The sequence below is a fragment of the Microbulbifer sp. CNSA002 genome (genome assembly GCF_047324085.1).
Lineage (GTDB): Bacteria > Pseudomonadota > Gammaproteobacteria > Pseudomonadales > Cellvibrionaceae > Microbulbifer.
In genome coordinates, this window is the sequence record NZ_CP172449.1 from 1,818,560 (window position 1) to 1,842,982 (window position 24,423).

A 24,423-nucleotide genomic window follows, 5' to 3' on the forward strand; every position below is an offset into this window, starting at 1 on the left:
ATAAGTTGCAGTTGTGAATAATGAAAAAGGCGGCATTTTGCCGCCTTTTTTGTGACTCCCAGTTTTTAGCTGGGTTCTTCTACAACCTCTTGTAGGGCTTGGTGCCGCCGTGTTTTCTTGCGTTCACTACGCTCTTTCAGGCAGCGCTCGGCGGAGGCGAATGTGTCGTTTACCGCTCGGTGTATGGATTCGTTCTCACTACTAATAGTCACGGGATTGCCACTAATCGCAAGCTCTAGTGATGCCTTGAAGTGTCTGCCTTTAGTTTTGTGTTGATGGGGAGCTTCGAGGACTACGCGACTATGTATGATGTCGCCACAATAACGTTCCAGCTTGTTTAACTTCTTGGATACGGTAGTCGCCAGGGCGGCTGACTTGTCGATGTCGCGGAACACAATGTTATCGTTAGGCGCTGATTTCATGGGCACATACCTCCGGTTAAAAGAAACCATGCAGGCCGCTGTTGCGGTTTGCTGTAAAGAAGGTAGGGCGCCCTAGTGGGAGGGTTCGAGGCTGCAGTTGAAGCGCCGAGCTGCCGGAATCGCAACGATTGTTTGCTGACAAAGCAGCTTAGGGTGTTTTACGTCCGGGTCGGGTTTCCGCTGAGTCCAGCGATCTTCTCCCTGGTATCCATAATGCTTCCGCCAAAAAAAAAATCAAGCGCTATCGCAGAAAAATTTCATATAAATTTTGGAGTGGTGTCACTGTGGTGACTCAATATTGTGGATTTGAAGGTTTATTGATCAGCTAGTTGGCTCAGGTGAACGCAAGGTCATTGCTCATAGCTTGCTCCCTGCGTAAAATTGACCATATTGCGCAGTAGCTTCACTCTGTCGTAGATTCAGAGTCGCTGCGCTTCCAAAACACGAAACACATCAATTCGAGAAATGGGTTCACGACGATGGCGGTAAAGCGGTGTTGCTCGCTCCTTTTGGCGGGCTTAGTAGTTATGGGTGGGGCAGTGGCACAAGCGCAGACGCCCCTCACGGCGGAGAAGAACCGTCTTGCGCGATTGGAACAGTCTCTTGAAAATCGGAGTGTTGGGCTCGAGGATGTCGAAAATGAGCTGCTCTCCTACGAATATAAGCTTGAGCAGGCCCAGAAATCTCTCGATGACCTGCGCCTGGAATACGAGGCGAGTCGCCAGGAGCTCAATCAAGCGACCCGGGCTCATGAGTCAACCCCCAACTCAGATACTGAGCGTCGCCTTAAGAAGGCTAAGCATGCCTTCGCTATGGCGGAGAGAGGTGTCGATAGCCGTTCACGTCGTCTCGAGTTTATTAAAGAAAATCATCAGCAGCTTCAACAAAAACTGGCTGAAGAAAAGCAGGCAATTGCTGATGCCAAAGCTAAGATTTCTGCCCAGCAGGATAAAATTAGCAAGATGGTTGAGGATATGCTGGCAAAGGCTGAAGCGTCCGAGAGAAGGGCAGCTATGGCGCGAGCTGCTGCTACTAATGAGAAACCAAAACCCCCGCAAATTAAAGCTCAGGTCGAGCCGCCAAAGCGCGAGGAGCCCGCTAAAAAAGTGGAAGCTGTTGCTAAGCGAGAGATCGATGCCGACTTGTTGGATTATGTAAAGCGGGAAACAGCACGCCTGAGTGATCTCCTGGCTGACGAAGAAGGTAACGATAGAAAAACGTTCCGGGATCTTGAGTTGCGGCCAATTGGGGGGGAAAGAGTACCCTTTGAGTTTTTGGGGGAAAATCAATATCGCTTGGTAACTACCGTTGAGTCAGGTCGCCAAACTTATAAAATTAACACTTGGAAATTCCGCCGTACAATTCCGGCTGAGGATGATGGGGCTCGCTATGTCTTTATTTTTGATGCGCGTCGCCTATCTCGACCAAGATTGGTTATGTACCCAGAGTATGTGCTGTCAGAATTGAATTAATTGTTCAGTGAACAAGTAAATAAAAAAGCGAGCCTAAGGCTCGCTTTTTTGCTTTTTGGGGTTTCAGAAAATAGATATTAACAGTGGGGAGGAGTTTTACCGCGACTGTAGAATAGTTGTTTGTAGGGGGGTGTAAAGGCTTCCTGTTGGACTTGGTTGACTTTGGTAGAGAGTAATATTGTTAATTGTTATTGGGTGTTCTACGTCGATTGGAGAAAATCCGTGAAATTGTTTCCTATTTCTGCACAGGGTGATATGTGGGCGATAGCGCCGGTTTTCTGTCGGTATGGATAGGCTCTCAGCGAGGCGTTTGACGGACATATGCAAGGCCGTCAATTGTTTGGTGGCTGTGATTTCTGCAGCGATTAGATGAGCATCATTGCCCGGGAAGGTATCAAGTTTAAATAGGCGGGTTTTCGTCTCAGTTGTGTTTCGAGCGATTGAGGTCAACCCGGTTTTTAGTGGCTGTATTGTTTTTATTGGAATCTGACCTAAAAAACAAAGGGTGATATGACGGTTCTTATAGGCTATCAAGCGGGTGCTGGCTAAGGATGAGGCGCTTTGTTTTTCCGTGATGAAGCTTGTTAAATAATTTAAAAATTCTTGTGTTGTTTTATCCAGCTGGATGCCGATAAAGATTCGACAAGTGGGCTCTAAAGGTTTTTTGTGATTTTTTGGCATAAAATTTATCTGTCACCCTTGAATTAGAAACCTCTGCCCATATCTCTGTTGTACAGGTGGTAGCTTCAATGAAAAGTGCCCCTGAAAAGAGTCCGGTCATTTGACGGACGTAGTTTTAAATATTGCTCTGAATTGAGGATATGATAATGCGTAATTTTGATTTCTCTCCACTTTATCGCTCTGCAATTGGTTTTGACCGTATGGCCAGTCTGCTCGATGCAATGACCACAAGCGAGCAAAAACAGCCATCCTACCCCCCTTACGATATAGAGTTGACCGGTGAGGATAGCTACCGAATTTCCATGGCTGTCGCTGGCTTTGAGCAGTCTGAACTCGATATTCAGGTGGAGCAAAATCGTTTAGTGGTTAGCGGTACTAAGCCAGAAAGTAATAGCCAGGGAAATTATTTACACAGGGGTATCGCCGCAAGAAATTTTGAGCGGCGCTTTCAACTTGCCGATCACGTGAAAGTGACCGATGCAAAACTGGCTAGTGGGTTGTTACATATAGAATTGGTACGTGAAATACCTGAAGCGATGAAACCACGAAAAATTTCGATTACAGAAGGTAATGTGCTGCAGCACAAAGAGAGTGAGACTAAGTCCACTGCTGCAGTAGCGTAAGTTGTCACTTCATTGCCCGCTGTGCCGCCAAAGCGCGGTACAGCTTTACCATCAGGATAAATTCCGCAGTTATCATCAGTGTGATAACTGCGCGCTCGTTTTTGTGCCGCCGCAATACCATCTGACACCTGAAAAAGAGAGAGCTTATTACGACCTCCATGAGAATTCGATGGAGGATGACGGTTATCATCAATTTCTCAGTCGTTGCGCGCAGCCGTTACTGAAAGAGTTGAGTGGGGCCTGCCATGGCCTGGACTTTGGTTGTGGCCCGGCGCCTTTATTGGCCAGAATTTTGGCGGAGAGTGGACACCGGGTGGACCTGTATGATCACTTTTACATGCCGGCCAGGAAGGCGCTGCATAGGAGCTACGATTTTATTGTTGCTACAGAAGTGATCGAGCATCTTGTGAAGCCAGGAGAAGAGCTTGAAAACCTTTGGCAAAGGCTTCGCACAGGGGGGGTTATGGCCCTGATGACGAAACTGGTTATTTCTGCAGAGCGCTTCGCCACGTGGCACTATATCAGAGACCCTACACATATTTGCTTCTTTAGCGTGAGGACATTTGAATGGTTGGCTCGGTCACTCGGTGCCGAGCTCCAGTTTGTTCACAGCGATGTTATTTTTCTAAGAAAATTAAGTATTGACCCTGAATAGCTTGGCTCGCACCGTGGTGCGGTATTCACTTGGAGTTGTTGCCAGGAATTTTTTAAATAGCGCTGTGAAATGCCCCATATCCTGGTAACCAACTTTTTCAGCAATTTCATTGACCGATAAATTGCTTGATTGTAAAAGCTCGCGCGCCATGTCAACCCTGACATTTTGCAAATACTGCAATGGTGTCTGTCCTGTAGCAAGTTTGAACCGGCGATTGAACGATCGCACACTCATATCGAAAAGTTGTGCCACTTCGCTAAGGCGTACCTCGGTATTGCAATGTTCCTTGAGCCAGGCCTGGGCTTGAACGATATCTTCGTCTGGGTGTAAGTGAACAGATCCTTCTGAGTAGGCTATCTCTTCAAATGGGCGGCGAATTTCGTGAGAGAAATTGCGCTCTACATGACTGGCAATGGCCGGTCCATACAGTTGGCGGATCATATGAACCGTTACGTCGGCGAGGGCATTGACGCTGGCCGCGCAGAAAAGTTTGTCTGCCTGGGTAATAAAATACTGACGTTTTAATTTTACCTCTGGATAGTCTGAGCTAAATTGATCAAAATAATGCCAGTGGGTGGTTGCAGGTTTTCCGTTAAGGAGGCCCGCTTCGGCCAAAAAGCAAACTCCGGTACCCACAGCACTAATTGCAGCTCCTTGTTTTTCCTGTTGGCGCAGCCATTCCAATATTTTTCCGCCTCGCTTAAGGGCGGGGCGGGGGTTGCGCCACATGGTCGGGATGTAGATTAGGTCGCTATCTGGTGCGTCGCTAAGAGCGACGTCCGGTTGAAGGGTAAACCCGCAGCGGGTATTTACTGGTGCCCCATCCAAACTGGCGGTCACCAGTTTTAGGCTGCCCTTGATGCCCTCAACCCTGGCGCGACTCTCCGCACCGCGGAGCATCTCAAGTGGGAGAACGGTACCGGTTGCCAGCATCTGGTCGATAAGTAGAAAAGTTACTGTTCGCATTACACATCTATGCGCACTTGCGCTATTGGCCAAAACACTCAATTTTGCTGGCCAGTATGCCCATAACTGGACAGAATCGCCACCCCCTACACTCGCATCTCTTATTTTTATAGTGTTAAGTGCTTGGCTGGAGGTCAGGATGCAGCGCCTTCCCGTAATCACCGCATTCGGTGGATTCAACCCTGCTGGACGTAGTTCTTTCCATAGGGGGTACTCTCGCCTCGTGCTAGATAAACTGGGTAAGGAAGAGAGGGATAGCACTCTTTCCGACCTGGCCGCCCTGATGGGCTTGCGTACCGGAGACAACGCTGAAGGCATTTTGGACCCTGCCCTTGAGCAGCAGGTGTTGGATGGTACTTTGGTGCGCGAACTAGAGAGTCGCTATTACGACTACCGCAAGTGCCATTTCCATCAGTCTGCCCAGCTCGCAAACCCCCAGGGCCTGACATTCGAAATTTCCACCCGGCAGCTTCCGCAGCCTGTGCCCGCTCATTGGCACTTGGAGCATATCCAGGGCGGCAGGGTTCGGGTCACTACAGCTGAGCTGTCAGTTTTGTTGGATAGCCACCGCGAGATAAGTGTGGCTGCTGCCGGCCAGCTCCCAACCGGATTTGAACCGGGCACTAAATATAACTCTCGATTTCACCCGAGGGGACTGCAGTTGGCCCTCTTGGGCGCATCAGATGCTGTGCAGTCTTTGGGGGTTGATTGGGATACCGTTGTATCTGCGGCTGGGCCGGGAAATATTTCACTCTATGCCGCCTCGGCAATGAGTCAACTGGACCCATTTGGCAACGGTGGTCTATTGCAGTCCCGCCTGCGAGGTGGTCGCGTAAGCTCTAAACAGTTAGCGCTTGGCCTAAATAGTATGCCAGCGGATTTTGTTAACGCTTATGTGCTCGGAAATGTCGGTTCTACTGGCGCTGTTGCCGGTGCTTGCGCAACCTTCCTGTACAACCTTCGCGCTGGCGTTGAAGATATTCGCTCGGGTAGGGCGCGGGTCGCTGTAATTGGTGCGGCTGAGGCGCCCCTTGTGCCTGAAGTTGTCGATGGCTATTCAACGATGGGTGCTCTTGCCACTACCGAGAATTTACGCAAGCTTTTCCCTGGTGAAATTGATTATCGACGCACTAGTCGCCCGTTCGGTGAGAACTGTGGTTTTACCTTGGGTGAGGGTACCCAGTGGGTCATCTTAATGGATGATGCTCTGGCGCTTGAGTTGGGTGCTTCCGTATATGGTTCGGTTGCCGGTGTGTTTACCAATGCCGACGGTACAAAAAAATCGATTTCTGCGCCGGGTCCCGGGAATTACCTGACGATGGCCAGAGCAATGGCGGAGGCGCGGGCAATTGTGGGTGAGGATAGTTTGCGGCGTCGCAGCTTTGTGCAGGCCCATGGCTCAAGTACGCCGCAAAATCGGGTTACTGAGTCCGCCATTTTTGATCGTTTGGCCGGCGCATTTGGCATTGCCGAGTGGCCGATTTGTGCGGTCAAGGCCTTTTTGGGGCATACCGTCGCTTCAGCCAGTGGAGATCAGTTAGTTACAGCGTTAGGTGTATTTGATCGCGGCATTCTCCCGGGAGTGACCACCGTTGATCACATCGCCGATGATGTTCATTGTAAGCATTTGGATATTTCCCTTGAACATACCGATAGGGGCAGGGGTGCGCTTGATTTAGCGTTCTTAAACTCGAAAGGTTTTGGCGGAAATAATGCGACGGCAACAATTTTGTCCCCGCAGATCACAAAATCAATGATGGAAAAGCGTCATGGCAAATCGGCCATTGTGACGTCTCAAACGTTGAACGAGAAGGTTGTAGAGCAGAGCGAAAAGTACAACACCAAGGCTTCTCGTGGTGAGCTTGATGTTATTTATCGATTTGGTGAGGGTATGATCAATGAAAGTGAGATCACTATCTCAGAAGAAGAAATTTGTTTACCCGGAATGCCGCCGGTGAAGCTGCCAAATGGAAATCCCTTTGAAGATATGGTGTGATTGGCTTTTACATAATGCCTCAATTTCGGTGATTTTTACCTGAAGGGAGATTGCACAAAAGGAGCTAATGGGGAGCATGGATGATCCTGAAGAGGATGTTGGCGCCCGCTTGAAAATGGTGCGCCACATTTACGGTATCTCACAGAGGGAGTTGGCGAGACGGGCTGGGGTAACCAACGCAACAATTTCTTTTATTGAATTGGGAAAGGTTAGCCCTTCCGTAAGCTCCTTAAAAAAAATATTGGGCGCCATTCCTATGTCGCTAACCGATTTTTTTTCCTTGGAAATATCGGGCGCAAAGCAAATTTTTTTTCGCGGAAATGAAGTGCCTGAGATCGGTCACGGCTCTGTGTCCTGCCGTTTGTTTGGAGGGGCAAAAGCAAACTGCGGCATGTCGCTATTGTGGAAAGTATTTCCGGCTGGGGATGACACCGGCTTTTCTCTCGAATCTGCTGAGGGGGAGATTGGTGGGGTGGTTGTCAGTGGTGACCTCGAGGTTACGGTTGGCTCCGACTTTGCCCTGCTGAGTGCCGGTGATGGGTATTATTTTGATGCTCAGCGTCCGCACCGCTTTCGAAATACAGGTCGCTGTGACTGTGTAGTTGTCAGCGCAATGATGCCGGCTTATGGGCATCCCGACCTTCAAGAGCCCAATTCCTGAAAGGTGGTTTAGAAAAGAGGGAGTTCGTGCCAAGTGGCTGATAAGGCAGCACGATCCGAGATAGACTAGCCCAGCTTTAATTTCTCTCTGTTCGCAAACTGGCGAATTTCTGTACTTTGGCACTCCTGGTGCCACTCCATTTGTAAGAAATAGTATTCAAACAATCGTTTGAATCTGGCTATACTACGGCTGACCAAATTGGGCCTAAGTGTCACCGCGCTGTGCGGGGCGGCCCTTGGTTGCACAAAAATTCCGACCCCGGGCCCAGGATCGCGGCCCAGAATAAAAGAGGTCAATCAATGTTATTTAGTGGCAAAGCGCTCACGGTACAGATGCTGGACAACGGCATTGCCGAGCTCAAATTCGACCTGCAAGGCGAATCCGTCAATAAATTTAACCGTCAGACGGTTTCTGAATTCTCCCAAGCGCTGGATGCTATCGAAGCAGCGGATGGTGTAAAAGGTGTACTGCTGACCAGCGGTAAAGGCGTCTTCATTGTTGGTGCTGATATCACTGAGTTTGGTGGTGCCTTCTCTGCAGGTGCAGAGGGCGTTGCTGATCTGATGAATCAGAACAACGAAAATATCAACCGCCTGGAAGACCTTCCGGTACCGACTGCGGTAGCAATTAATGGCTACGCGCTTGGCGGTGGTTTTGAGGTGTGTCTTGGCTGTGACTTCCGCCTGATGGGCGAAGAGGCCAAAGTTGGTCTTCCGGAAGTTAAGCTGGGTCTGATTCCGGGCTGGGGTGGCACTGTTCGCCTGCCGCGTGTAGTGGGTGTTGATGTTGCTGCTGAGTGGATTGCAGCGGGTAAAGAGCAGAAGCCTGCCGCCGCTCTGGAAGCTCACGCTGTCGATACGGTGATCCCCACTGCCAAGCTCAAAGATGCAGCGGTCAAGCTGCTTGAGCGCGCTATTAATGGCGAGCTGGACTACAAAGCCATTCGCGAGCTGAAGAAATCTCCAATCCCCTTGAATGATACTGAAGCGCTAATGGCCTTCTTTACCACCAAGGCCTTTGTAGGTCAGCAGGCGGGTAAAAACTACCCCTCTCCCGTAGCTGCTGTTGAGTCAATCGAGCAGGGTTACAAGCTGAGCCGTGATGAAGCGCTGAAAATCGAGCAGGAGAAGTTCATTTTCTGCGCGCAGACCGGCACTGCGAAGTCTCTGGTAGGACTGTTCCTGGCTGACCAGGCAATTGGTAAGGTTGCCAAAGGTTGGGAGAAGAAAGCCGATAAGCCGATTGAGCGTGCGGCAGTATTGGGTGCTGGCATTATGGGTGGCGGTATCGCTTACCAGTCTGCCTACAAAGGCACTCCGATCAAGATGAAGGATATCGACCAGAAGGGTATCGACCTTGGTCTGAATGAGGCGAACAAGCTGCTGTCCAAGTTGGTTGATCGCAAGCGCCTGACCCCCGTTAAAATGGGTGAAGTGCTCAACCGTATCGAACCTACCTTGAGCTACGACGGCTTCAACGATATCGATGTTGTTGTGGAAGCTGTGGTTGAAAATCCCAAGGTGAAGCATGCAGTATTGAAAGAAGTGGAAACCAAAGTAAGCGAAGACACTGTAATCGCTTCTAATACCTCCACTATTTCTATTAACCAGTTGGCTGAGCCGCTCTCTCGTCCGGAGAACTTCCTCGGTATGCACTTCTTCAACCCAGTGCACAAAATGCCGCTGGTTGAGGTGATTCGCGGAGAGAAAACTTCCGACACAGCTGTAGCTCGCGTTGTTGCCTACGCAAACAAGATGGGCAAGAAGGCTATTGTTGTACGCGACTGCCCTGGATTCCTGGTTAACCGCGTTCTCTTCCCTTACTTTGCCGGTTTCTCCATGCTGGTGCGCGATGGCGCTGACTTCCAGGCCGTTGACAAGGTGATGGAGCGTTGGGGTTGGCCGATGGGCCCCGCTTACCTGATGGACGTTGTCGGTATCGATACCGGTGTTCACGCAGAAAGCGTAATGGCTGAAGGCTTCCCCGATCGCATGGGTAAAACCTTTACCGCTGCTTCCGACGTTATGTATGAAGCGGGTCGTTACGGCCAGAAGAACAACAAAGGCTTCTACAACTACGAGCAGGACAAAAAAGGTCGCCCGAAGAAAGTGGCTACTGAAGAGTCCTACGAGCTGCTTAAGCCGCACGTTGCTGAACGTCGCGAGTTTGAAAAAGACGAAATTATCGAGCGCATGATGGTGCCTATGGCAACCGAACTGGCTCGCTGCCTGGAAGAGGGTATCGTGGATTCCCCAGCTGAAGCTGATATGGCGCTGATCTACGGCATTGGCTTCCCTCCGTTCCGCGGTGGAATCTTCGCGTGGCTGGACAGCATTGGTCTGGATGAATTCGTGAAGATTGCCGATAAGTACGCCGATCTGGGTGAGCTGTACAAGCCGACCGATCGCATGCGTGAAATGGCCGCAAGTGGCAAAACCTACTACGGCGACAAGTAAGGAGAATAGCGATGAGTTTAAATCCTAGAGATGCCGTAATCGTCGACTACGCGCGTACGGCCATGGGTCGCTCGAAGAATGGCGTATATCGCCATGTTCGCGCCGATGATATGTCCGCTGAGCTGCTGAAAAAGTTCATGCAGCGCAATGACAAGCTCGATCCCGCCGAGATCGATGACCTGATCTGGGGCTGTGTTATGCAGCGCGATGAGCAGGGCTTTAACGTAGCTCGCTTTATCCTGCTGCGCGCTGGTCTGCCACACACTATCCCGGCGCAAACCGTCAACCGCCTGTGCGGCTCCTCTATGTCCTCCCTGCATACTGCAGCTGCCAACATCCAGGCTGGCGTTGGCGATGTGTACGTTGTGGGTGGTGTTGAGCACATGGGCCACCTAAACATGATGGAGCATGTTAGCCCCAACCCAATGCTGGGTCGCTATATGGCTAAAGCTGCCGGCTCCATGGGTATGACTGCTGAATACCTGGCGATGATGCACGGTATCCAGCGTCAGCAGATGGATGAGTTCGGTGCACGCTCTCACCATCGCGCGGCTGAAGCTACCAAGGCTGGCAAATTCAATCGCGAAATTATCGCTATTGAAGGTCATGACGATGACGGCGTACCTTTCCTGGTTGAGACGGACCAAACCATCCGTCCGGACACCACCGTGGAAGGTCTGGCTCAGCTGAAGCCAGCATTCGATCCGAAGCACGGTCAGGTAACAGCTGGCACCTCCTCTCAGATCACCGACGGTGCCTCTGTGATGCTGGTAATGTCCGCTGAGCGCGCTCAGGCTTTGGGTATGACTCCTATTGCTCGCGTGAAAGAAATGGCGCTGGCTGGTGTTGATCCGTCCATTATGGGTTATGGCCCGGTGCCCTCTACCAAGAAGGCGCTCAAGAGAGCGGGTCTAACTGTTGGCGATATCGACAAGTTTGAGCTGAATGAGGCATTTGCCGCGCAGGCGCTGCCGGTGCTGAAAGACCTGGATCTGCTCGAGCAGATGGATGAGAAGGTCAACCTGTACGGTGGCGCTATTGCCCTGGGTCACCCCTTCGGCTGCTCTGGCGTGCGCATTACTGGCACCCTGCTGAGCGTTATGCAGAATGAGGGCGGCAACCTGGGTGTGTCTACCATGTGTATCGGTCTGGGGCAGGGTATTACCACTGTTGTAGAGCGAGTCTAAGGAAATTAGACCCCGAAAAAAGGCGCCTTTGAGGCGCCTTTTTTTATTTTATGAGAAAAGTGTTCAGTAAAGTGTTGAAGACCCCAAAATGCTGTGGCACAATCTGCACCCCTTGTCGCGATGGGCTCTAAAAAAGTAGCGAAAGCGCTTAAATATCAAAGAGTTAGCGACAGGTTCGATTTGGGGACGTGGTGAAATTGGTAGACACGCCAGATTTAGGTTCTGGTGCCGAAAGGTGTGGGAGTTCGAGTCTCCCCGTCCCCACCAAATTAAAAGCCTTGAAGTCCGTGTGACTTGCCCTGGAGGGGTAGGTGCGGGCTTCTTGTGTATTTGGCGGCAGCACAAAAGTATTGTTTTGGTGCTGGGCCTACGAGGTTACTGACTAAGTCTCGGTGACCCGGTATTCGTTGGCGCTGCGGCGCGATTACAGAGATAGTCTCACGAGGATAAACATGCAGGTTTCCATCGAAACTACTTCCGGTCTGGAGCGTCGCTTAACGGTCAACTTGCCGGCAGAAATTGTCGACAAAGAAGTGGATAAGCGTCTCCAGCAGGCTGCTAAGACTGTTCGCATCAATGGCTTCCGCAAAGGCAAGGTGCCGATGAAGGTTGTTCGTCAGCGCTTTGGCGCCGGCGTTCGTCAGGAAGTTCTGGGTGAGGTAATGAGCCGTTCTTTCTACGAAGCGGTACAGAAGGAAGAGGTTAAACCTGCCGGCCAGCCTAGCATCGAAGCTAAGCAGACTGCTGCTGGCGAAAATCTGGAGTACGTTGCTACTTTCGAGGTTTACCCTGAAGTTGAACTCGCTGATCTGGCTGAGATCGCTGTAGAGCGTCCTGTTGCAGAAGTTACTGATGCTGACGTGAAGAACATGATCGATGTTCTGCGTAAGCAACAGTCTTCCTGGAAAGATACCAAGCGCAAAGCTCAAAAGGGCGATCGTGTTGTTATCAACTTTGTTGGTCGCAAAGACGGCGAAGAGTTTGAAGGCGGTAAGGCCGAAGGCCACCAGTTGGTACTGGGTTCCGGCCAGATGATTCCTGGCTTCGAAGAAGGCATTCTGGGCATGAAGCCCGGTGAAGAGAAAGACATTGATCTGACCTTCCCGGAAGATTACCAGGCAGAAGAGCTTCGCGGTGCTGCTGTTACCTTTAATATCAAGGTGACTTCTTCCGAGAAACCTGAACTTCCCGAGCTGAACGAGGAGTTCTTCAAAGCTTACGGTGTTCAGGAAGGTGGCGAAGAGAAGTTCCGTGAGGAAGTTCGCAACAACATGCAGCGTGAGCTGAAAAATGCCGCTCTGAACAAAGTTAAGACCCAGATCATGGATCAGCTGTTCGAGAAGCATCCAGTTGATCTGCCGTCCGCTCTGGTTGCCAGTGAAGTAACTACCCTGCGTGGTCAAATGGTTCAGCAGTTTGGTGGTCAGATCAAGGCTGAAGATGCCGAGCGCATGTTGCCTGACACTATGTTCGAAGAGCAGGCAAAACGCCGTGTAGTTCTCGGTCTGGTAGTCGGTGAGATTGTTAAGCAGAATGAACTTTCTGTTGATGCCGATCGCGTAAAGGCGAAAGTTGAAGAGCTGGCTTCTACCTACCAGCAGCCGCAAGAAGTGGTTGACTACTACTACAGCAACCGTGAGCTGCTGTCTGGTGTTGAGTCTGTTGTACTGGAAGACCAGGTTGTTGATCACGTACTGGCTTCAGCTAAAGTATCTGAAGTTGACAGCAGCTACGACGAAGTGATTAAGCCGCAAAAACAAAGCTAATCTCTCACTTCATTCAGGTGTATGGTGGCGTCCGCTCAAGCGTGACGCCCCTACATCTCCTTCCTTTTTACCGGCTGGCTTTCTCTCGCCTGACCGGTTAAGCTCTGAAAACCAAATTTTTCAGCATGGGCATACGATGCCTATTCGCTGGCCTGCCGAATACGCCACAAAAGGAAGCAATGGTACCTATGGCACGAATTGATTTTCCAAAAGCTTCGATAGAGCCCTCAGCATCAGGTTTAGTTCCCATGGTGGTAGAACAAACCGCCAGAGGGGAGCGCTCATTTGATATTTATTCTCGCCTGTTAAAAGAGCGTGTGATCTTCCTGGTCGGGCCTGTAGAAGACCACATGGCCAACCTGGTTGTTGCGCAGCTGCTTTTCCTCGAGGCAGAAAATCCGGATAAGGATATTCACCTCTACATTAATTCACCGGGCGGTTCGGTAACTGCCGGCATGTCTATCTATGACACCATGCAGTTCATTAAGCCTGACGTCAGCACTATGTGCATTGGGCAGGCCTGTAGTATGGGCGCCTTCTTGTTGACTGCCGGTGCTGAAGGCAAACGCTTCGTAACACCAAACTCCCGTGTGATGATTCACCAGCCCAGCGGTGGGGCCCAAGGGCAGGCGAGCGATATCCACATTCACGCCCAGGAAATTCTCAAGATTCGTCATCGTTTGAATGAGCTCATGGCGCATCACTCTGGACGTCCAGTCAGTGATATTGAGAGGGATACAGAGCGCGACAACTTTATGAGCGCCGATGAAGCCAAGGAATATGGCTTGGTCGATGATGTATTGTCTCGCCGACAGGCATTCGATAAGTAGATTTTTCTACATTAAAAGTTTGCCGGAGGCGGATTTCAGCGAAAGTTAGTTTTTTTGACAGGCTGGCTTTCGTTGGGACTTGAAAATCACGCCAAAAGGCAGCATCTTGCTGGGTAAGCTGAATTTAGGGCCCTGGCCGGCCAGTGACGACGGAGTATTTTGATGACCGACAAAAGCAGCGGAGAAGACAGCGGAAAATTGCTGTACTGCTCTTTCTGTGGCAAGAGCCAACAGGAAGTGCGGAAGTTAATCGCTGGGCCGTCAGTCTTTATCTGCGATGAATGTGTCGAGCTGTGTACCGACATTATTCGTGAAGAAGTACAAGAGACTGCGGAGGGGCCTGAAGGGCGCCTGCCGACACCCCGTGAGATTACTGAAATCCTCGATCAGTATGTGATTGGGCAGGAGAGAGCCAAGCGTGTGCTGGCTGTCGCCGTATACAATCACTACAAGCGTCTGCGCACCAAGTCTGGTGTTAAAAGTAAGGATGAAGTAGAGCTCAGCAAGTCTAATATTTTGCTGGTAGGCCCAACCGGTAGTGGTAAAACCCTTCTTGCCGAGACCCTGGCTCGCCTGCTCAATGTTCCTTTCACTATTGCCGATGCAACCACCCTGACCGAAGCTGGTTATGTGGGTGAGGATGTTGAGAATATCATCCAGAAGCTTTTGCAGAAGTGTGATTACGATGTAGAAAAAGCCCAGCAGGGTATCGTCTATATCGATGAGATCGACAAAATTTCGCGCAAGTCAGACAACCCTTCAATTACCCGTGATGTGTCCGGTGAAGGTGTGCAGCAAGCACTACTGAAGTTGATTGAAGGCACTGTGGCGTCTGTGCCGCCGCAGGGTGGACGCAAGCATCCGCAGCAGGAATTCTTGCAGGTCGACACCTCCAATATCCTGTTTATTTGTGGCGGCGCTTTTGCGGGGCTGGATAAGGTTATCCGCGATCGCTCGGAGAAGGGTGGAATTGGTTTCAGTGCAGAGGTTAAATCGAAGGATGGCACCAGTAATTTTGGTGAGATCCTGCGCGACCTGGAGCCTGAAGATCTGGTTCGTTACGGACTGATCCCGGAGTTTGTTGGACGCCTACCGGTGACCGCAACTTTGGAAGAGTTGGACCGTGAGGCTCTGGTGCAGATTCTCACCGAGCCACGCAACGCTTTGACCAAACAGTACGCAAAACTGTTTGAGATGGAAGATGTAGAACTGGATTTCCGCCCCGATGCGTTGGATGCAGTTGCCACCAAGGCAATGGAACGGAAAACAGGCGCCCGTGGCCTGCGCTCTATCATGGAGTCTGTATTGTTGGAGACCATGTATGACATCCCGTCCACAGATAATGTGGTGAAAGTTGTGATTGACGAGGCGGTCATTAAAGGCGAATCAGCCCCGCTGCTGGTTTATGAGAGTGAGTCCCAGCCGCAGAAGGCGGCGCCGGAAGAGTAGCTCAAATCCCACCTCAAAAAGCCCCAATATTGGGGCTTTTTTTATAATTTTTTCTGATTACCCGGGTATCTAACTACCTGTCTGGGTATTCCTGGCTCGAATAGCACTCTTAGCTCGGCACAAATTGGTCGCGAGATTAGACTTGTATTTCGGGCCCTTCCCCCCCATTACTAGCATCTGAAGGGCGGTGGCCCAGGTTAAGCTGTCAATTCCAACAGCAGCATGATGCCGCGCCAAATACCCAGTGATAGGGCCGAGAGGAGTTCTATGGATCAGTCATCCGACACCACACTTGAATATCCGTTGTTGCCATTGCGCGATGTTGTTGTTTACCCCCATATGGTGATCCCGCTTTTTGTCGGCAGGGAAAAGTCCATAGAGGCCCTGGAAGAGGCCATGCGCAGGGATAAGCAGGTATTGCTTGTGGCGCAGCGAAAGGCATCTGAGGATGACCCAGGTGCAGACGATATCTATCGCGTGGGCACTATTGCCAGTGTCTTGCAGTTACTCAAACTCCCCGATGGCACTGTGAAGGTGCTGGTAGAAGGGGGGGAGCGCGTAAATATCCACGAAGTGATGGAGAGGGAGAACCATTTCGAGGCGACCGTTTCGCCGATGGAAACGCAGGAGTTGCCGGAAGGCGAAGCAGATGCCCTTGTGCGCTCTGTGATGTCTCAGTTTGAACAGTACGTTTCTGTAAGTAAGAAAGTCCCCAATGAGGTTATTACCTCTCTGTCGGGAATTGATGAACCTGGCCGCTTGGCAGATACCATTTCTGCGCATATGTCCCTTGAGTTGGCTCAGAAGCAAGAGCTTCTGGAGACTCTCAGTGTTAAAGAGCGTTTGGAGCATTTGCTGGGCCTTATGGATGCTGAAATCGACCTGATCCAGGTGGAAAAACGCATTCGTGGGCGTGTGAAAAAGCAGATGGAGAAAAGCCAACGCGAGTACTATCTCAATGAGCAGATGAAGGCGATTCAAAAAGAATTGGGCGAGATCACCGAAGAGCCCAATGAAATTGAAGAGCTGGAAAACAAAATTGCCGAATCCGGCATGAGTGCGGAGGCAGAGAAGAAAACCCGCGCTGAGCTGGCTAAATTGAAAATGATGTCGCCTATGTCTGCGGAAGCTTCGGTTTTACGCAGTTATATCGACTGGATGTTGAGCCTGCCCTGGAAAAAAGCCAGCCGGGTGAGACACGATTTGGTTAAAGCCGAGGAAATTCTCGAGAAAGAACACTACGGCTTGGAAGAGGTTAAAGAGCGGATTCTGGAATACCTCGCAGTACAGAAGCGAGTGAAGAAAGTGAAAGGGCCGATCTTATGTTTGGTTGGTCCTCCCGGGGTGGGTAAAACCTCCCTCGGTCAATCTATTGCCCGAGCAACAAATCGTCAGTATGTGCGTATGGCCCTGGGCGGCGTTCGCGATGAAGCCGAGATTCGCGGGCATCGACGCACTTATATTGGCTCACTGCCGGGCAAGCTGATTCAGAAAATTTCGAAAGTTGGAGTGAAGAATCCCCTGTTCCTGCTCGACGAAGTCGACAAAATGGGGATGGATCAGCGGGGCGATCCCGCCTCAGCGCTTCTTGAGGTTTTGGATCCAGAGCAGAATAAAACCTTCAATGATCACTACTTAGAAGTGGATTACGACCTTTCCGATGTGATGTTTGTCTGCACCTCTAACTCAATGAATATTCCAGGCCCGTTGCTGGATCGTATGGAAGTTATTCGAATCCCCGGTTATACCGAGGACGAAAAACTGAATATTGCTCAGCGCTATCTTGTGCCGAAGCAGCGCAAGGCCAACGGCCTTAAAGATGATGAGCTGGATCTCTCCGATGACAGTATCCGAGATATTGTCCGCTACTACACCCGTGAAGCGGGTGTGCGTGGCCTGGACCGGGAGATTGCCAAGATCTGCCGCAAGGTAGTAACGGAGCACGTTCGCAATCCTTCAGAGAAGAAGGCTGTAATACAGCCAGAGCAACTTGAAGAGCTTCTCGGTGTTCGCAAATTTGATTTTGGCCGTGCGGAGGAAGAGGACAAAATCGGAATTGTTACCGGTCTCGCCTGGACCGAGGTGGGTGGTGAGCTTCTTAACATTGAAGCTTCAGCTGTGCCGGGTAAAGGACGCATGATCAAAACCGGCTCCCTTGGCGATGTTATGCAGGAGTCTATTCAGGCGGCCTTGACGGTTGTGCGTTCTCGCTCCCAGGCGCTGGGAATAGGTCCGGACTTCCACGAGACCCGGGATATTCATATCCACGTGCCTGAAGGTGCCACCCCCAAAGATGGCCCTTCGGCGGGTATTGCCATGTGCACCGCTTTGGTGTCTGTGTTAACGGATATTCCCGTTCGCTCAGATGTGGCGATGACTGGAGAAATTACTCTGCGTGGAGAAGTTTTAAGAATTGGTGGTCTTAAAGAAAAGTTATTGGCAGCGCATCGGGGCGGTATAAAAACTGTACTGATTCCTGCTGATAACGAGCGAGATCTGAAGGATATTCCCGATAATATTCTTCAGGACTTGGTAGTTAGGCCCGTTAAGTGGATCGATCAGGTACTTGAGCTGGCGCTCGAACACAAGCCTGAATCCCTGTCTGATGAAGAGTATTCCGCCTTACAGAAAAAGGCAGAGGAGCGCTCGCAGCGAGGAATCCAAACTCACTGACTCTTGTAATGGGGTGACTTTTGTCGCCCCTTTACAACTTGCAAGGCCAAAACTTCGCCAATCAGGCTATCTACGCTGCTTGAAAAGTGTGCATCTGCCCGGAAACCCGCATGGTTCCTTGACCCGCTTCTGGGCAGTTGGTATAAAACGGGGCTTATTGCCCGGCGCGTAAATTGCCGAAGGCTAAAAAATTTAAAGTATGGGTGTCTTTTGTAGACCACCCGAAGCATATTTAAAAAGAACAGAGGGATTAAGCGTGAATAAGTCCGAACTGATTGAAGCAATTGCCGCATCTGCAGATATTCCAAAAGCAGCAGCTGGCCGTGCTTTGGACGCAATGGTTGATAGCATCACTGATGCCCTGAAAAAAGGTGATCAAGTTGCCCTCGTTGGCTTTGGTACCTTTGCTGTGAAAGAGCGTGCAGCTCGTACTGGTCGCAATCCTCGCACTGGCGATCCCATTGAAATCGCTGCGGCAAAAATTCCTAACTTCAAGGCCGGTAAAGCCCTGAAAGACGCTGTAAACTAAGTTTTCAGCAGGCTTTGAGACTTTGTAAAAGAGTCTGAATGTCAAAGAGGCGTGTCAGTTGGGATGCGCCTTTTTTGTATCTGATAGTAGTTAAAAACAATTAATTTTCGGAGCTGAGCATGCTTCAGTCCATGCGTGACAACCTGAAAGGGACAGCCGCGATTATTGTCGCAGCCTTTTTCGGTTTTATTATGGTCATTGGGGGAATTGATTTCTTCACCGGTGCCAGTGGAGGTGCTGCCGATGCGGTAGCCGAGGTTAATGGCGAAAAAATTACAAACTTGGATTTGCAACGCGCAATTCAAAATCGCCGCAATATGATCATTAGTCAGTACGGCGAAGATGTGCCCGCTGATTTAATCAGCGATGAGCAGTTGCGTGAGCCAGTTTTACGCCAGTTGGTTTCCAGTGCTGTGATGCGCCAAGCTGCTCAGGACAGCGGTATGGTGATGAGCTCTGCGGCGGTCGACAGAGCGATCGTGGGAATTCCGGCTTTTCAGGTGAACGGCAGTTTTGATCCGCAAATGTACCGCGATGCTTTGCGTCGTATGGGGTATAGCCCTGCAGGCTTCCGCCAGATTATGGAAAATGATATGGCGCTGGAGCAGTACGCAAATAGTGTGGTTGAAAGTGCTTTTACTACCCAGGCGGATGCAGAACAGATTGTTGCCGCCTCTATGGAAGAGCGTGATTTTGATTACGTGGTGATGCCAGTTGAAGGCCTGCTAGCAGAGACTCAGGTTTCGGATGCTGAAGTAGAACAGTACTACCAGGAGAATCAAGGGCAATACCAGCGTCCAGAGCAGGTGGCGGTTGAGTATATTGAGCTAACTCCTGAAGTATTTGCCGGTAACATTGATATTTCTGAAAGCGATGTTCGCGCTCAGTACGAGCAAGAGCTGAAAGGTTTCGCATCGGAACTTCGCCGTCGTGCTGCACATATTTTGCTTGAAGAAGCTGACGCAGAAAAAATTGCTGAGATTCAGAGCAAACTGGATGCCGGCGAAGATTTCGCCGAGTTGGCAAAGACTTACTCCCAAGACGTAGGCTCTGCGGAGGAAGGCGGTGAGTTGGGTTACACCACAGGTGATGTATTCCCAGAGGCTTTCGAGCAGGCCTTGGCCGCGCTGGAAGTGGGTCAGGTTTCTGCTCCAGTGACCACCGATAGTGGAACTCACTTTATCAAGTTGTTGGAAGTAGAGCAGAGTGAACCGCCGAGCTTCGAAGAGCAAAAAGTGGCGATCGAAAAGCGACTGCGTGAGTCCGTTGCTGAGCGCGAGTTTGTTGATGCCTTGTCCCGTCTTGCCGATCTGGCATACAACGCGGATAACCTGGCTGAGCCCGCTGAAGAGTTGGGTGTTCCCCTGAAGACTGCCAATCTGTTTTCGCGCGAGAGCGCATCTGGCGTCCTTTCTAACGGGCAGGTTATCGAGGCTGCTTTCTCTGTGGAAGTGAAGGAAGATGGCAATACTTCAGATGTGATCAACCTGAACAATGAGCACTCTGTCGTTTTGCGGGTCACCGACTCTAAGCCCGCGGGTACCTACCCTCTGGAAGAGGTTCGCCAGCAAATTGTTGACCGTTTGAAGCGTGATAAGGCCAGTGAGCAATTGGCTAAGCAAGCGGAAGAGCTTAAAGAGAAGCTCGCTACTGGTACTAGTTTTGCAGAACTGGCAGAAGCGCAAGGTTTAACCCTGGAGACCAGTGATAAAACTCGTCGCGGTGGTTTTGCTCAGCGCGGTGAGATTAATGCCAAGGCATTTGCATTGCCTGCACCATCTGCTGGCAAAGATGAAGTGACCAGCTTCGCTACAAATAATGGTGATCTGGTAGTTCTCGATCTGCGCAGCGTGCGCCCGGGCGAACTGTCCAAGCAGAGCAAAGAGCAGCGTCAGGCACTGATGCAGCAATTGGCCTCTGTAAATGGTGGGGCCGAGTTAGCAGCTATCCAGCGCTACTTGTCCGATCAGGCAAAAATCGATCTGGCCTCTTCTGCCGAGTAACGGTTGTTATTGAGCCATAAAAAAACCCGGCAATTGCCGGGTTTTTTTATGGCTAACTCCCTGTAGGGTAGGGTGCGCTTTAAGTGTTGCTGGCACTATCCACAAATAAGGTTAAGCGCTGTCCGGGTTGTAAATACTTGGACTTGTTTATCTTATTCCAGCGGAGAATATCATCGATTTCGATACTGAATTTATTGGCTATCCGATATAGAGAGTCGCCGCTGCGTACCCGGTAAGAAACCTTGCGGGTAGTGCGGTTGTTCTCTGATACTGCGGGGGAGCCGTTGTAAGCCACCAGGGTGCGTCCAGGGCGCAGGGTGTCTCCCGGTGCCATGCTGTTCCAGCTGGCCAGTTGCTTTACGGTCACATCCAGCTTGCGTGAAATCCCCCAAAGGCTGTCGCCAGGGCGTACAGTGTAATTAACTTTCTGGCCCTTGCCAGAAGACTGCTTGCGTTTAACTCGCTGATCGAGTGCGTAGGCATACTGTCCCGCGGGGCCTGATGCGCTGGGGATTAACAGTGTTTTACCGGCGCGAATATTATTGCTGCGCAGTTTGTTTGTCTCGCGTATCGCTCCGACGGTGGTCTGGTAGCGGCGAGCGATAGTGGAAAGGGTATCGCCTCGGGCAATGGTGTAGCGCTGCCAGCTTACCCTCTCTTCCTTGGGAAGTTGTGCCAGGGCGCTCTCAAACTTTTCCTGGGTCTCTATTGGAATCAGTAGTTGGTGGTTTCCGTTGGGGTCGGTTGCCCAGCGGTTATAGCCTGGGTTCAGTAGGTAGAGCTCTTCAATCTCAATTTCTGCAAGTTCCGCAGCCTGGGCCAGATCGATCTGACTGCCTACATCGACACGGGCGTAGTAGGGCTCGTTGGAGACATCATGCAGTGGGATTTTGTAATGGTCCGGGCGGGATATAACCTCCGCCAGAGCCAGCAGCTGGGGTACATAGCGCTTGGTTTCCCGCGGCAGTTTGAGATCCCAATAACTGGTGCCAAGCCCGTTGCGACGATTGCGCTCTACGGCTCTGCGAACCGTTCCCTCACCGGCGTTGTAAGCAGCGAGTGCCAGCTCCCAGTCCCCATCAAAGCGATCGTGTAGGTAGTTGAAGTACTTTGCCGCAGCCTGGGTGGATTCATGGACATCGCGGCGTCCGTCATACCACCAGTTTTGCTCGAGCCCGAAAGAGCGCCCGGTGGCCGGGATAAACTGCCACATACCGGAAGCCCGGGCGTGGGAGTAGGCGAAGGGGTCGTATGCACTCTCGACAATGGGGAGCAGCGCTAATTCAAGTGGGAGATTTGCCTGTTCCAGCTGTTCTGCAACATGGAAAATATAGCGATGAGAGCGCTCCGTTACCCGAGCCATATAGCCCTCGTTGCGGGCGAAGTAAGCAATATATTCCTTAACCTTGGGGTCGCTGGTGTGGTGATCCAGGGCGAACCCCTGACGAAGTCTTGCCCAGATGTCTACGGGGGGAGGGACCGCTTCAGAGGGTTCGTGTTTTTTAACAGCTCGGTCACTCGCGACAGAGGTTTCCTCTGCAGGGATATTTTCAGTTTCAGGCGCAGAGGCCTGTTCCGGTAATTGCGAGCAGGCCCCTACCGTAGCGGCTAGTAATGCTACGGCAAAATTCTTGTGAACCATGTGTGATATCCGCGAGTCTTTCTTGTAATTCATCCTGACGCATTTCAGAACAATTATTGGTAAAGCGCCAGGCATTTGGTCAATTACTTTCGATTCTAATTAGGCAAATTAGTTTCGGTCAATATTGACGGTTAAAAAGTATGCGAATTGCTAGTTTATCACCCAGCGTGAGAGGAGTTTAGGTGAAGTTGGGCGTTTAGAAGTTGTCCTTCCAGCCGCGCAAGCTCGCAAAAATATCTACGTTATCGCTTCCGTCATTTAACTCCGGTCTCGAATTGATAGCTGTCTGCCTAACTTCCGGATACTGACAGCGAAGAAATGGGTTGGTGTCTAGCTCAAGGGCGATAGTTGAAGGCAAAGTTGGCTTGTTTTCTACTCTCAAGGCTTTGCACTGAGCAACCCTTGCCTCAATGGCTTGATTGTTAGGCTCTACCGCTTGGGCAAACTTCAGGTTGGCGAGTGTGTACTCGTGTGCAGGATAAACAAAAGTTGCGGCGGGTAATTTACTGAGCTTTTGCAGAGAATGGTACATCTGCTCTGGAGTGCCTTCGAACAACCTGCCGCAGCCAGCGGAAAAAAGAGTGTCACCACAAAAAAGGTGTAATTGTTCACCGCCTGCTGCTGTGGTTTCATTCAAAACCAAAGCTAAGTGGTCTAGAGTGTGCCCCGGAACAGCGTGTACCTGGAAGGGCATGCCAAGGACCTGTAAGGAATCTCCACCGGCAATGGGGTGAGTGACACCAGGTATGTGCTCGGGGCCATAGACAGGGCACTGGTACTGGTGGCAAAGCGTTTCGATGCCACCGGTATGGTCATAGTGGTGATGAGTAATAAGAATGCCGCTGAGCCTGGTCCCCTCTAGGGCCTTTTCTACTGGCAGAGCATCACCAGGGTCGACTACCCAGTGCTGACCATCTTTTTGCAGGTGCCAGATATAGTTGTCATTAAAGGCGGGGATTGGCGTGATGGATAGCATATTCGGATCGTCTTTTCGCTGAATAGCAGAACAATATCATGGAAGGCGTGAGACGGTGTGAATTGTTACCCGAGGACTGGTTTACTTAGAGTAAGGCCCTGGAAACATCGCCCGAGTGTAGAATTGAATAGCTGTTAGATTGATCAAAGGAGATATAATGACCGGAAAGAGCAGGCCTGGTAATGATGAGGAGCAATCCCCTCTTGGTAAGGTCTGCCCAGCGCTATCCCATTGGTTTTCCAGTTCGCTGGGAGAGGAGATCCTCTCGCAACAGCTGGCGTTGGCCCAACCCTTAGTGGAAGGCTTTTTCGGTTATCACTTTTTACAGGCCAGTGTGACCCAGTCCGTTGACTTTGGCGCCTCCAGCCGCATCAATCATCGTTTTCGATTGGGGGCAACTTCTGAGCAGGGCGGGGCTGCGATAGTAGAGTTCGAGCAACTGCCCCTCCCCGCCGATTCAATCGATGTAGTACTGCTGCATCACCTTTTGGACTTTTCCAGTCACCCCCACCAAGTATTGAGAGAGGCGGCCAGGGTTTTGATACCCGGTGGTCATATGCTGCTAATCGGGTTTAACCCGTTTTCCTTGCTCGGCTTGTCCCGCCTGCTGTTTTCCAGGGGGGCTTACCAGCGCGGAAATCAACTGCGTGCTGCTCGAATTGCCGACTGGATGAACCTGTTGGACTTGCAGGCTGAGAGGGTAGATCGCGGCTTCTTCCGCTTGCCATTGCAGCAAAAGGAATTGCTATCCAAGACGGCTTGGATGGAGCGCCTTGGCTCCCGCTTGCACTTGCCATGGGGGGGCTTTTACATCATAGTCGCCCGCAAAGAAGTGGCACGTGTTCGCACTATTAAAATCAATTGGCGGGCCGAGAGAAAGCCCGCTTTGGTTGCCACCCCGTCGAGCCCTCGCGTTGCAGCACGCGGGAAGCATCAAAAGCGCTGATTTCGCTGAAAATCGGCCCCATATCTAATTTTGGCGTAAGTTTTGAAACAAATTACTATCTATACAGATGGCGCTTGTCGCGGTAATCCTGGTCCCGGCGGTTGGGGTGCTCTGTTGGTGTACGGTGAGCGGGAGAAAGAATTGTTTGGTGGGGAGGCGCATACCACCAATAATCGTATGGAATTGTTAGCTGCAATCAAAGCTTTGGAGGCTCTTAAACAGCCGTGCAAAGTTGATTTACATACTGACTCACAGTACCTGCGCCAGGGAATTACCGGCTGGATTAACAACTGGAAAAAGAATGGTTGGAAGACAGCGAGTAAGAAGCCTGTCAAAAATGCAGACCTATGGCGGCAGTTGGATGAGAGCGTCTCCCAGCATGATGTGGAGTGGCACTGGGTTAAAGGTCATGCCGGCCACCCGGGCAATGAGCGGGCCGATCAGTTGGCAAATCGCGGCGTCGATGAGCTGGAGTCCTGAGGGGAATATT

At 51.0% G+C, this 24,423-nt stretch carries 20 protein-coding genes and 1 tRNA gene; 16 read left to right on the forward strand and 5 right to left on the reverse strand.

The genetic code is table 11. The annotated features are described in order from the left end of the window. Positions 1–65: 65 nt before the first annotated feature. Entirely contained in the window at positions 66–422 is a 357-nt protein-coding gene (locus ACG1BZ_RS08155) for an HPF/RaiA family ribosome-associated protein (RefSeq protein WP_413665165.1), read from the reverse strand. Positions 423–961: 539 nt separating this feature from the next. Between ACG1BZ_RS08155 and ACG1BZ_RS08160 the strand changes: the two genes are divergently transcribed. Continuing rightward, complete coding sequence (locus tag ACG1BZ_RS08160) at positions 962–1,894, forward strand: hypothetical protein (RefSeq protein ID WP_413665166.1); 933 nt, start codon at positions 962–964, stop codon at positions 1,892–1,894. 96 nt (positions 1,895–1,990) lie between these two features. Here ACG1BZ_RS08160 and thpR read toward each other — a convergent pair whose 3' ends face one another. Further along, on the reverse strand, positions 1,991–2,575 hold the full coding sequence (gene thpR, locus ACG1BZ_RS08165; RefSeq protein WP_413665167.1) for an RNA 2',3'-cyclic phosphodiesterase: 585 nt from the start codon (positions 2,573–2,575) through the stop codon (positions 1,991–1,993). Between the two features lie 146 nt (positions 2,576–2,721). On the opposite strand from thpR, the gene ACG1BZ_RS08170 reads away from it, so the two are divergent. Then, on the forward strand, positions 2,722–3,198 hold the full coding sequence (locus ACG1BZ_RS08170; RefSeq protein ID WP_413665168.1) for an Hsp20 family protein: 477 nt from the start codon (positions 2,722–2,724) through the stop codon (positions 3,196–3,198). A gap of 1 nt (position 3,199) precedes the next feature. Beyond that, positions 3,200–3,853 carry a class I SAM-dependent methyltransferase gene (locus ACG1BZ_RS08175; RefSeq protein WP_413665169.1) on the forward strand — a complete coding sequence of 218 codons (654 nt, stop codon included), beginning with the start codon at positions 3,200–3,202 and terminating at the stop codon, positions 3,851–3,853. On the opposite strand, the gene ACG1BZ_RS08180 is transcribed toward ACG1BZ_RS08175, so the two are convergent. Then, on the reverse strand, positions 3,833–4,819 hold the full coding sequence (locus tag ACG1BZ_RS08180) for a GlxA family transcriptional regulator (RefSeq protein ID WP_413665170.1): 987 nt from the start codon (positions 4,817–4,819) through the stop codon (positions 3,833–3,835). The genes ACG1BZ_RS08175 and ACG1BZ_RS08180 overlap by 21 nt on opposite strands. Before the next feature lie 139 nt (positions 4,820–4,958). Here ACG1BZ_RS08180 and ACG1BZ_RS08185 point away from each other — a divergent pair, with 139 nt between their 5' ends. The 11 genes from ACG1BZ_RS08185 to ACG1BZ_RS08235 all read left to right on the forward strand — a co-directional run bounded on the left by ACG1BZ_RS08185 (position 4,959) and on the right by ACG1BZ_RS08235 (position 20,369). Then, positions 4,959–6,815: a beta-ketoacyl synthase gene (locus tag ACG1BZ_RS08185; protein WP_413665171.1), complete on the forward strand. Its 1,857-nt coding sequence runs from the start codon at positions 4,959–4,961 to the stop codon at positions 6,813–6,815. A 76-nt stretch (positions 6,816–6,891) separates the two neighbouring features. After that, entirely contained in the window at positions 6,892–7,476 is a 585-nt protein-coding gene (locus ACG1BZ_RS08190) for a helix-turn-helix domain-containing protein (RefSeq protein ID WP_413665172.1), read from the forward strand. 299 nt (positions 7,477–7,775) lie between these two features. Further along, the gene (gene fadB / locus ACG1BZ_RS08195; protein ID WP_413665173.1) at positions 7,776–9,932 is read left to right on the forward strand and encodes a fatty acid oxidation complex subunit alpha FadB; all 2,157 of its coding nucleotides are present in this window, start codon (positions 7,776–7,778) and stop codon (positions 9,930–9,932) included. Positions 9,933–9,943: 11 nt separating this feature from the next. Beyond that, positions 9,944–11,119, forward strand: coding sequence for an acetyl-CoA C-acyltransferase FadA (gene fadA, locus ACG1BZ_RS08200; RefSeq protein ID WP_413665174.1), 1,176 nt, complete (start codon positions 9,944–9,946; stop codon positions 11,117–11,119). A 182-nt stretch (positions 11,120–11,301) separates the two neighbouring features. Then, positions 11,302–11,386, forward strand: a tRNA-Leu gene (locus ACG1BZ_RS08205). Between the two features lie 185 nt (positions 11,387–11,571). Further along, on the forward strand, positions 11,572–12,885 hold the full coding sequence (tig, locus tag ACG1BZ_RS08210) for a trigger factor (RefSeq protein WP_413665175.1): 1,314 nt from the start codon (positions 11,572–11,574) through the stop codon (positions 12,883–12,885). Positions 12,886–13,073: 188 nt separating this feature from the next. Continuing rightward, entirely contained in the window at positions 13,074–13,715 is a 642-nt protein-coding gene (gene clpP, locus ACG1BZ_RS08215) for an ATP-dependent Clp endopeptidase proteolytic subunit ClpP (protein WP_282933430.1), read from the forward strand. Between the two features lie 162 nt (positions 13,716–13,877). Further along, on the forward strand, positions 13,878–15,164 hold the full coding sequence (gene clpX / locus ACG1BZ_RS08220; protein WP_282933429.1) for an ATP-dependent Clp protease ATP-binding subunit ClpX: 1,287 nt from the start codon (positions 13,878–13,880) through the stop codon (positions 15,162–15,164). A gap of 267 nt (positions 15,165–15,431) precedes the next feature. Continuing rightward, on the forward strand, positions 15,432–17,837 hold the full coding sequence (lon, locus tag ACG1BZ_RS08225; protein WP_413665176.1) for an endopeptidase La: 2,406 nt from the start codon (positions 15,432–15,434) through the stop codon (positions 17,835–17,837). 256 nt (positions 17,838–18,093) lie between these two features. Continuing rightward, on the forward strand, positions 18,094–18,366 hold the full coding sequence (locus ACG1BZ_RS08230; RefSeq protein ID WP_010132873.1) for an HU family DNA-binding protein: 273 nt from the start codon (positions 18,094–18,096) through the stop codon (positions 18,364–18,366). Positions 18,367–18,485: 119 nt separating this feature from the next. Beyond that, the gene (locus tag ACG1BZ_RS08235) at positions 18,486–20,369 is read left to right on the forward strand and encodes a SurA N-terminal domain-containing protein (protein WP_413665177.1); all 1,884 of its coding nucleotides are present in this window, start codon (positions 18,486–18,488) and stop codon (positions 20,367–20,369) included. A 79-nt stretch (positions 20,370–20,448) separates the two neighbouring features. Here the strand turns inward: ACG1BZ_RS08235 and ACG1BZ_RS08240 are convergent, their stop codons facing one another. Next, a complete protein-coding gene (locus tag ACG1BZ_RS08240; RefSeq protein ID WP_413665178.1) occupies positions 20,449–22,011 on the reverse strand; it encodes a LysM peptidoglycan-binding domain-containing protein in 1,563 nt (520 codons plus the stop codon). A 196-nt stretch (positions 22,012–22,207) separates the two neighbouring features. Beyond that, positions 22,208–22,987: a hydroxyacylglutathione hydrolase gene (gene gloB, locus ACG1BZ_RS08245; protein WP_413665179.1), complete on the reverse strand. Its 780-nt coding sequence runs from the start codon at positions 22,985–22,987 to the stop codon at positions 22,208–22,210. A gap of 157 nt (positions 22,988–23,144) precedes the next feature. On the opposite strand from gloB, the gene ACG1BZ_RS08250 reads away from it, so the two are divergent. Together ACG1BZ_RS08250 and rnhA are read left to right on the forward strand one after the other, a co-directional pair. After that, positions 23,145–23,933 carry a class I SAM-dependent methyltransferase gene (locus ACG1BZ_RS08250; protein ID WP_413665180.1) on the forward strand — a complete coding sequence of 263 codons (789 nt, stop codon included), beginning with the start codon at positions 23,145–23,147 and terminating at the stop codon, positions 23,931–23,933. A 42-nt stretch (positions 23,934–23,975) separates the two neighbouring features. After that, positions 23,976–24,413, forward strand: a complete 438-nt coding sequence (gene rnhA, locus ACG1BZ_RS08255) for a ribonuclease HI (protein WP_413665181.1) — start codon at positions 23,976–23,978, stop codon at positions 24,411–24,413. Positions 24,414–24,423: the final 10 nt, after the last annotated feature.

What these genes read in the sequence shown, in the direction of transcription:
- ACG1BZ_RS08235 (WP_413665177.1), top strand. Translation starts at nt 18,486, where the DNA reads ATGCTTCAGTCCATGCGTGACAACCTGAAAGGGACAGCCGCGATTATT.
- ACG1BZ_RS08180 (WP_413665170.1), bottom strand. Translation starts at nt 4,819, where the DNA reads ATGCGAACAGTAACTTTTCTACTTATCGACCAGATGCTGGCAACCGGT.
- clpP (WP_282933430.1), top strand. Translation starts at nt 13,074, where the DNA reads ATGGCACGAATTGATTTTCCAAAAGCTTCGATAGAGCCCTCAGCATCA.
- ACG1BZ_RS08170 (WP_413665168.1), top strand. Translation starts at nt 2,722, where the DNA reads ATGCGTAATTTTGATTTCTCTCCACTTTATCGCTCTGCAATTGGTTTT.
- fadB (WP_413665173.1), top strand. Translation starts at nt 7,776, where the DNA reads ATGTTATTTAGTGGCAAAGCGCTCACGGTACAGATGCTGGACAACGGC.
- clpX (WP_282933429.1), top strand. Translation starts at nt 13,878, where the DNA reads ATGACCGACAAAAGCAGCGGAGAAGACAGCGGAAAATTGCTGTACTGC.
- thpR (WP_413665167.1), bottom strand. Translation starts at nt 2,575, where the DNA reads ATGCCAAAAAATCACAAAAAACCTTTAGAGCCCACTTGTCGAATCTTT.
- gloB (WP_413665179.1), bottom strand. Translation starts at nt 22,987, where the DNA reads ATGCTATCCATCACGCCAATCCCCGCCTTTAATGACAACTATATCTGG.
- tig (WP_413665175.1), top strand. Translation starts at nt 11,572, where the DNA reads ATGCAGGTTTCCATCGAAACTACTTCCGGTCTGGAGCGTCGCTTAACG.
- ACG1BZ_RS08250 (WP_413665180.1), top strand. Translation starts at nt 23,145, where the DNA reads ATGACCGGAAAGAGCAGGCCTGGTAATGATGAGGAGCAATCCCCTCTT.
- fadA (WP_413665174.1), top strand. Translation starts at nt 9,944, where the DNA reads ATGAGTTTAAATCCTAGAGATGCCGTAATCGTCGACTACGCGCGTACG.
- ACG1BZ_RS08185 (WP_413665171.1), top strand. Translation starts at nt 4,959, where the DNA reads ATGCAGCGCCTTCCCGTAATCACCGCATTCGGTGGATTCAACCCTGCT.
- lon (WP_413665176.1), top strand. Translation starts at nt 15,432, where the DNA reads ATGGATCAGTCATCCGACACCACACTTGAATATCCGTTGTTGCCATTG.
- ACG1BZ_RS08190 (WP_413665172.1), top strand. Translation starts at nt 6,892, where the DNA reads ATGGATGATCCTGAAGAGGATGTTGGCGCCCGCTTGAAAATGGTGCGC.
- ACG1BZ_RS08240 (WP_413665178.1), bottom strand. Translation starts at nt 22,011, where the DNA reads ATGGTTCACAAGAATTTTGCCGTAGCATTACTAGCCGCTACGGTAGGG.
- ACG1BZ_RS08155 (WP_413665165.1), bottom strand. Translation starts at nt 422, where the DNA reads ATGAAATCAGCGCCTAACGATAACATTGTGTTCCGCGACATCGACAAG.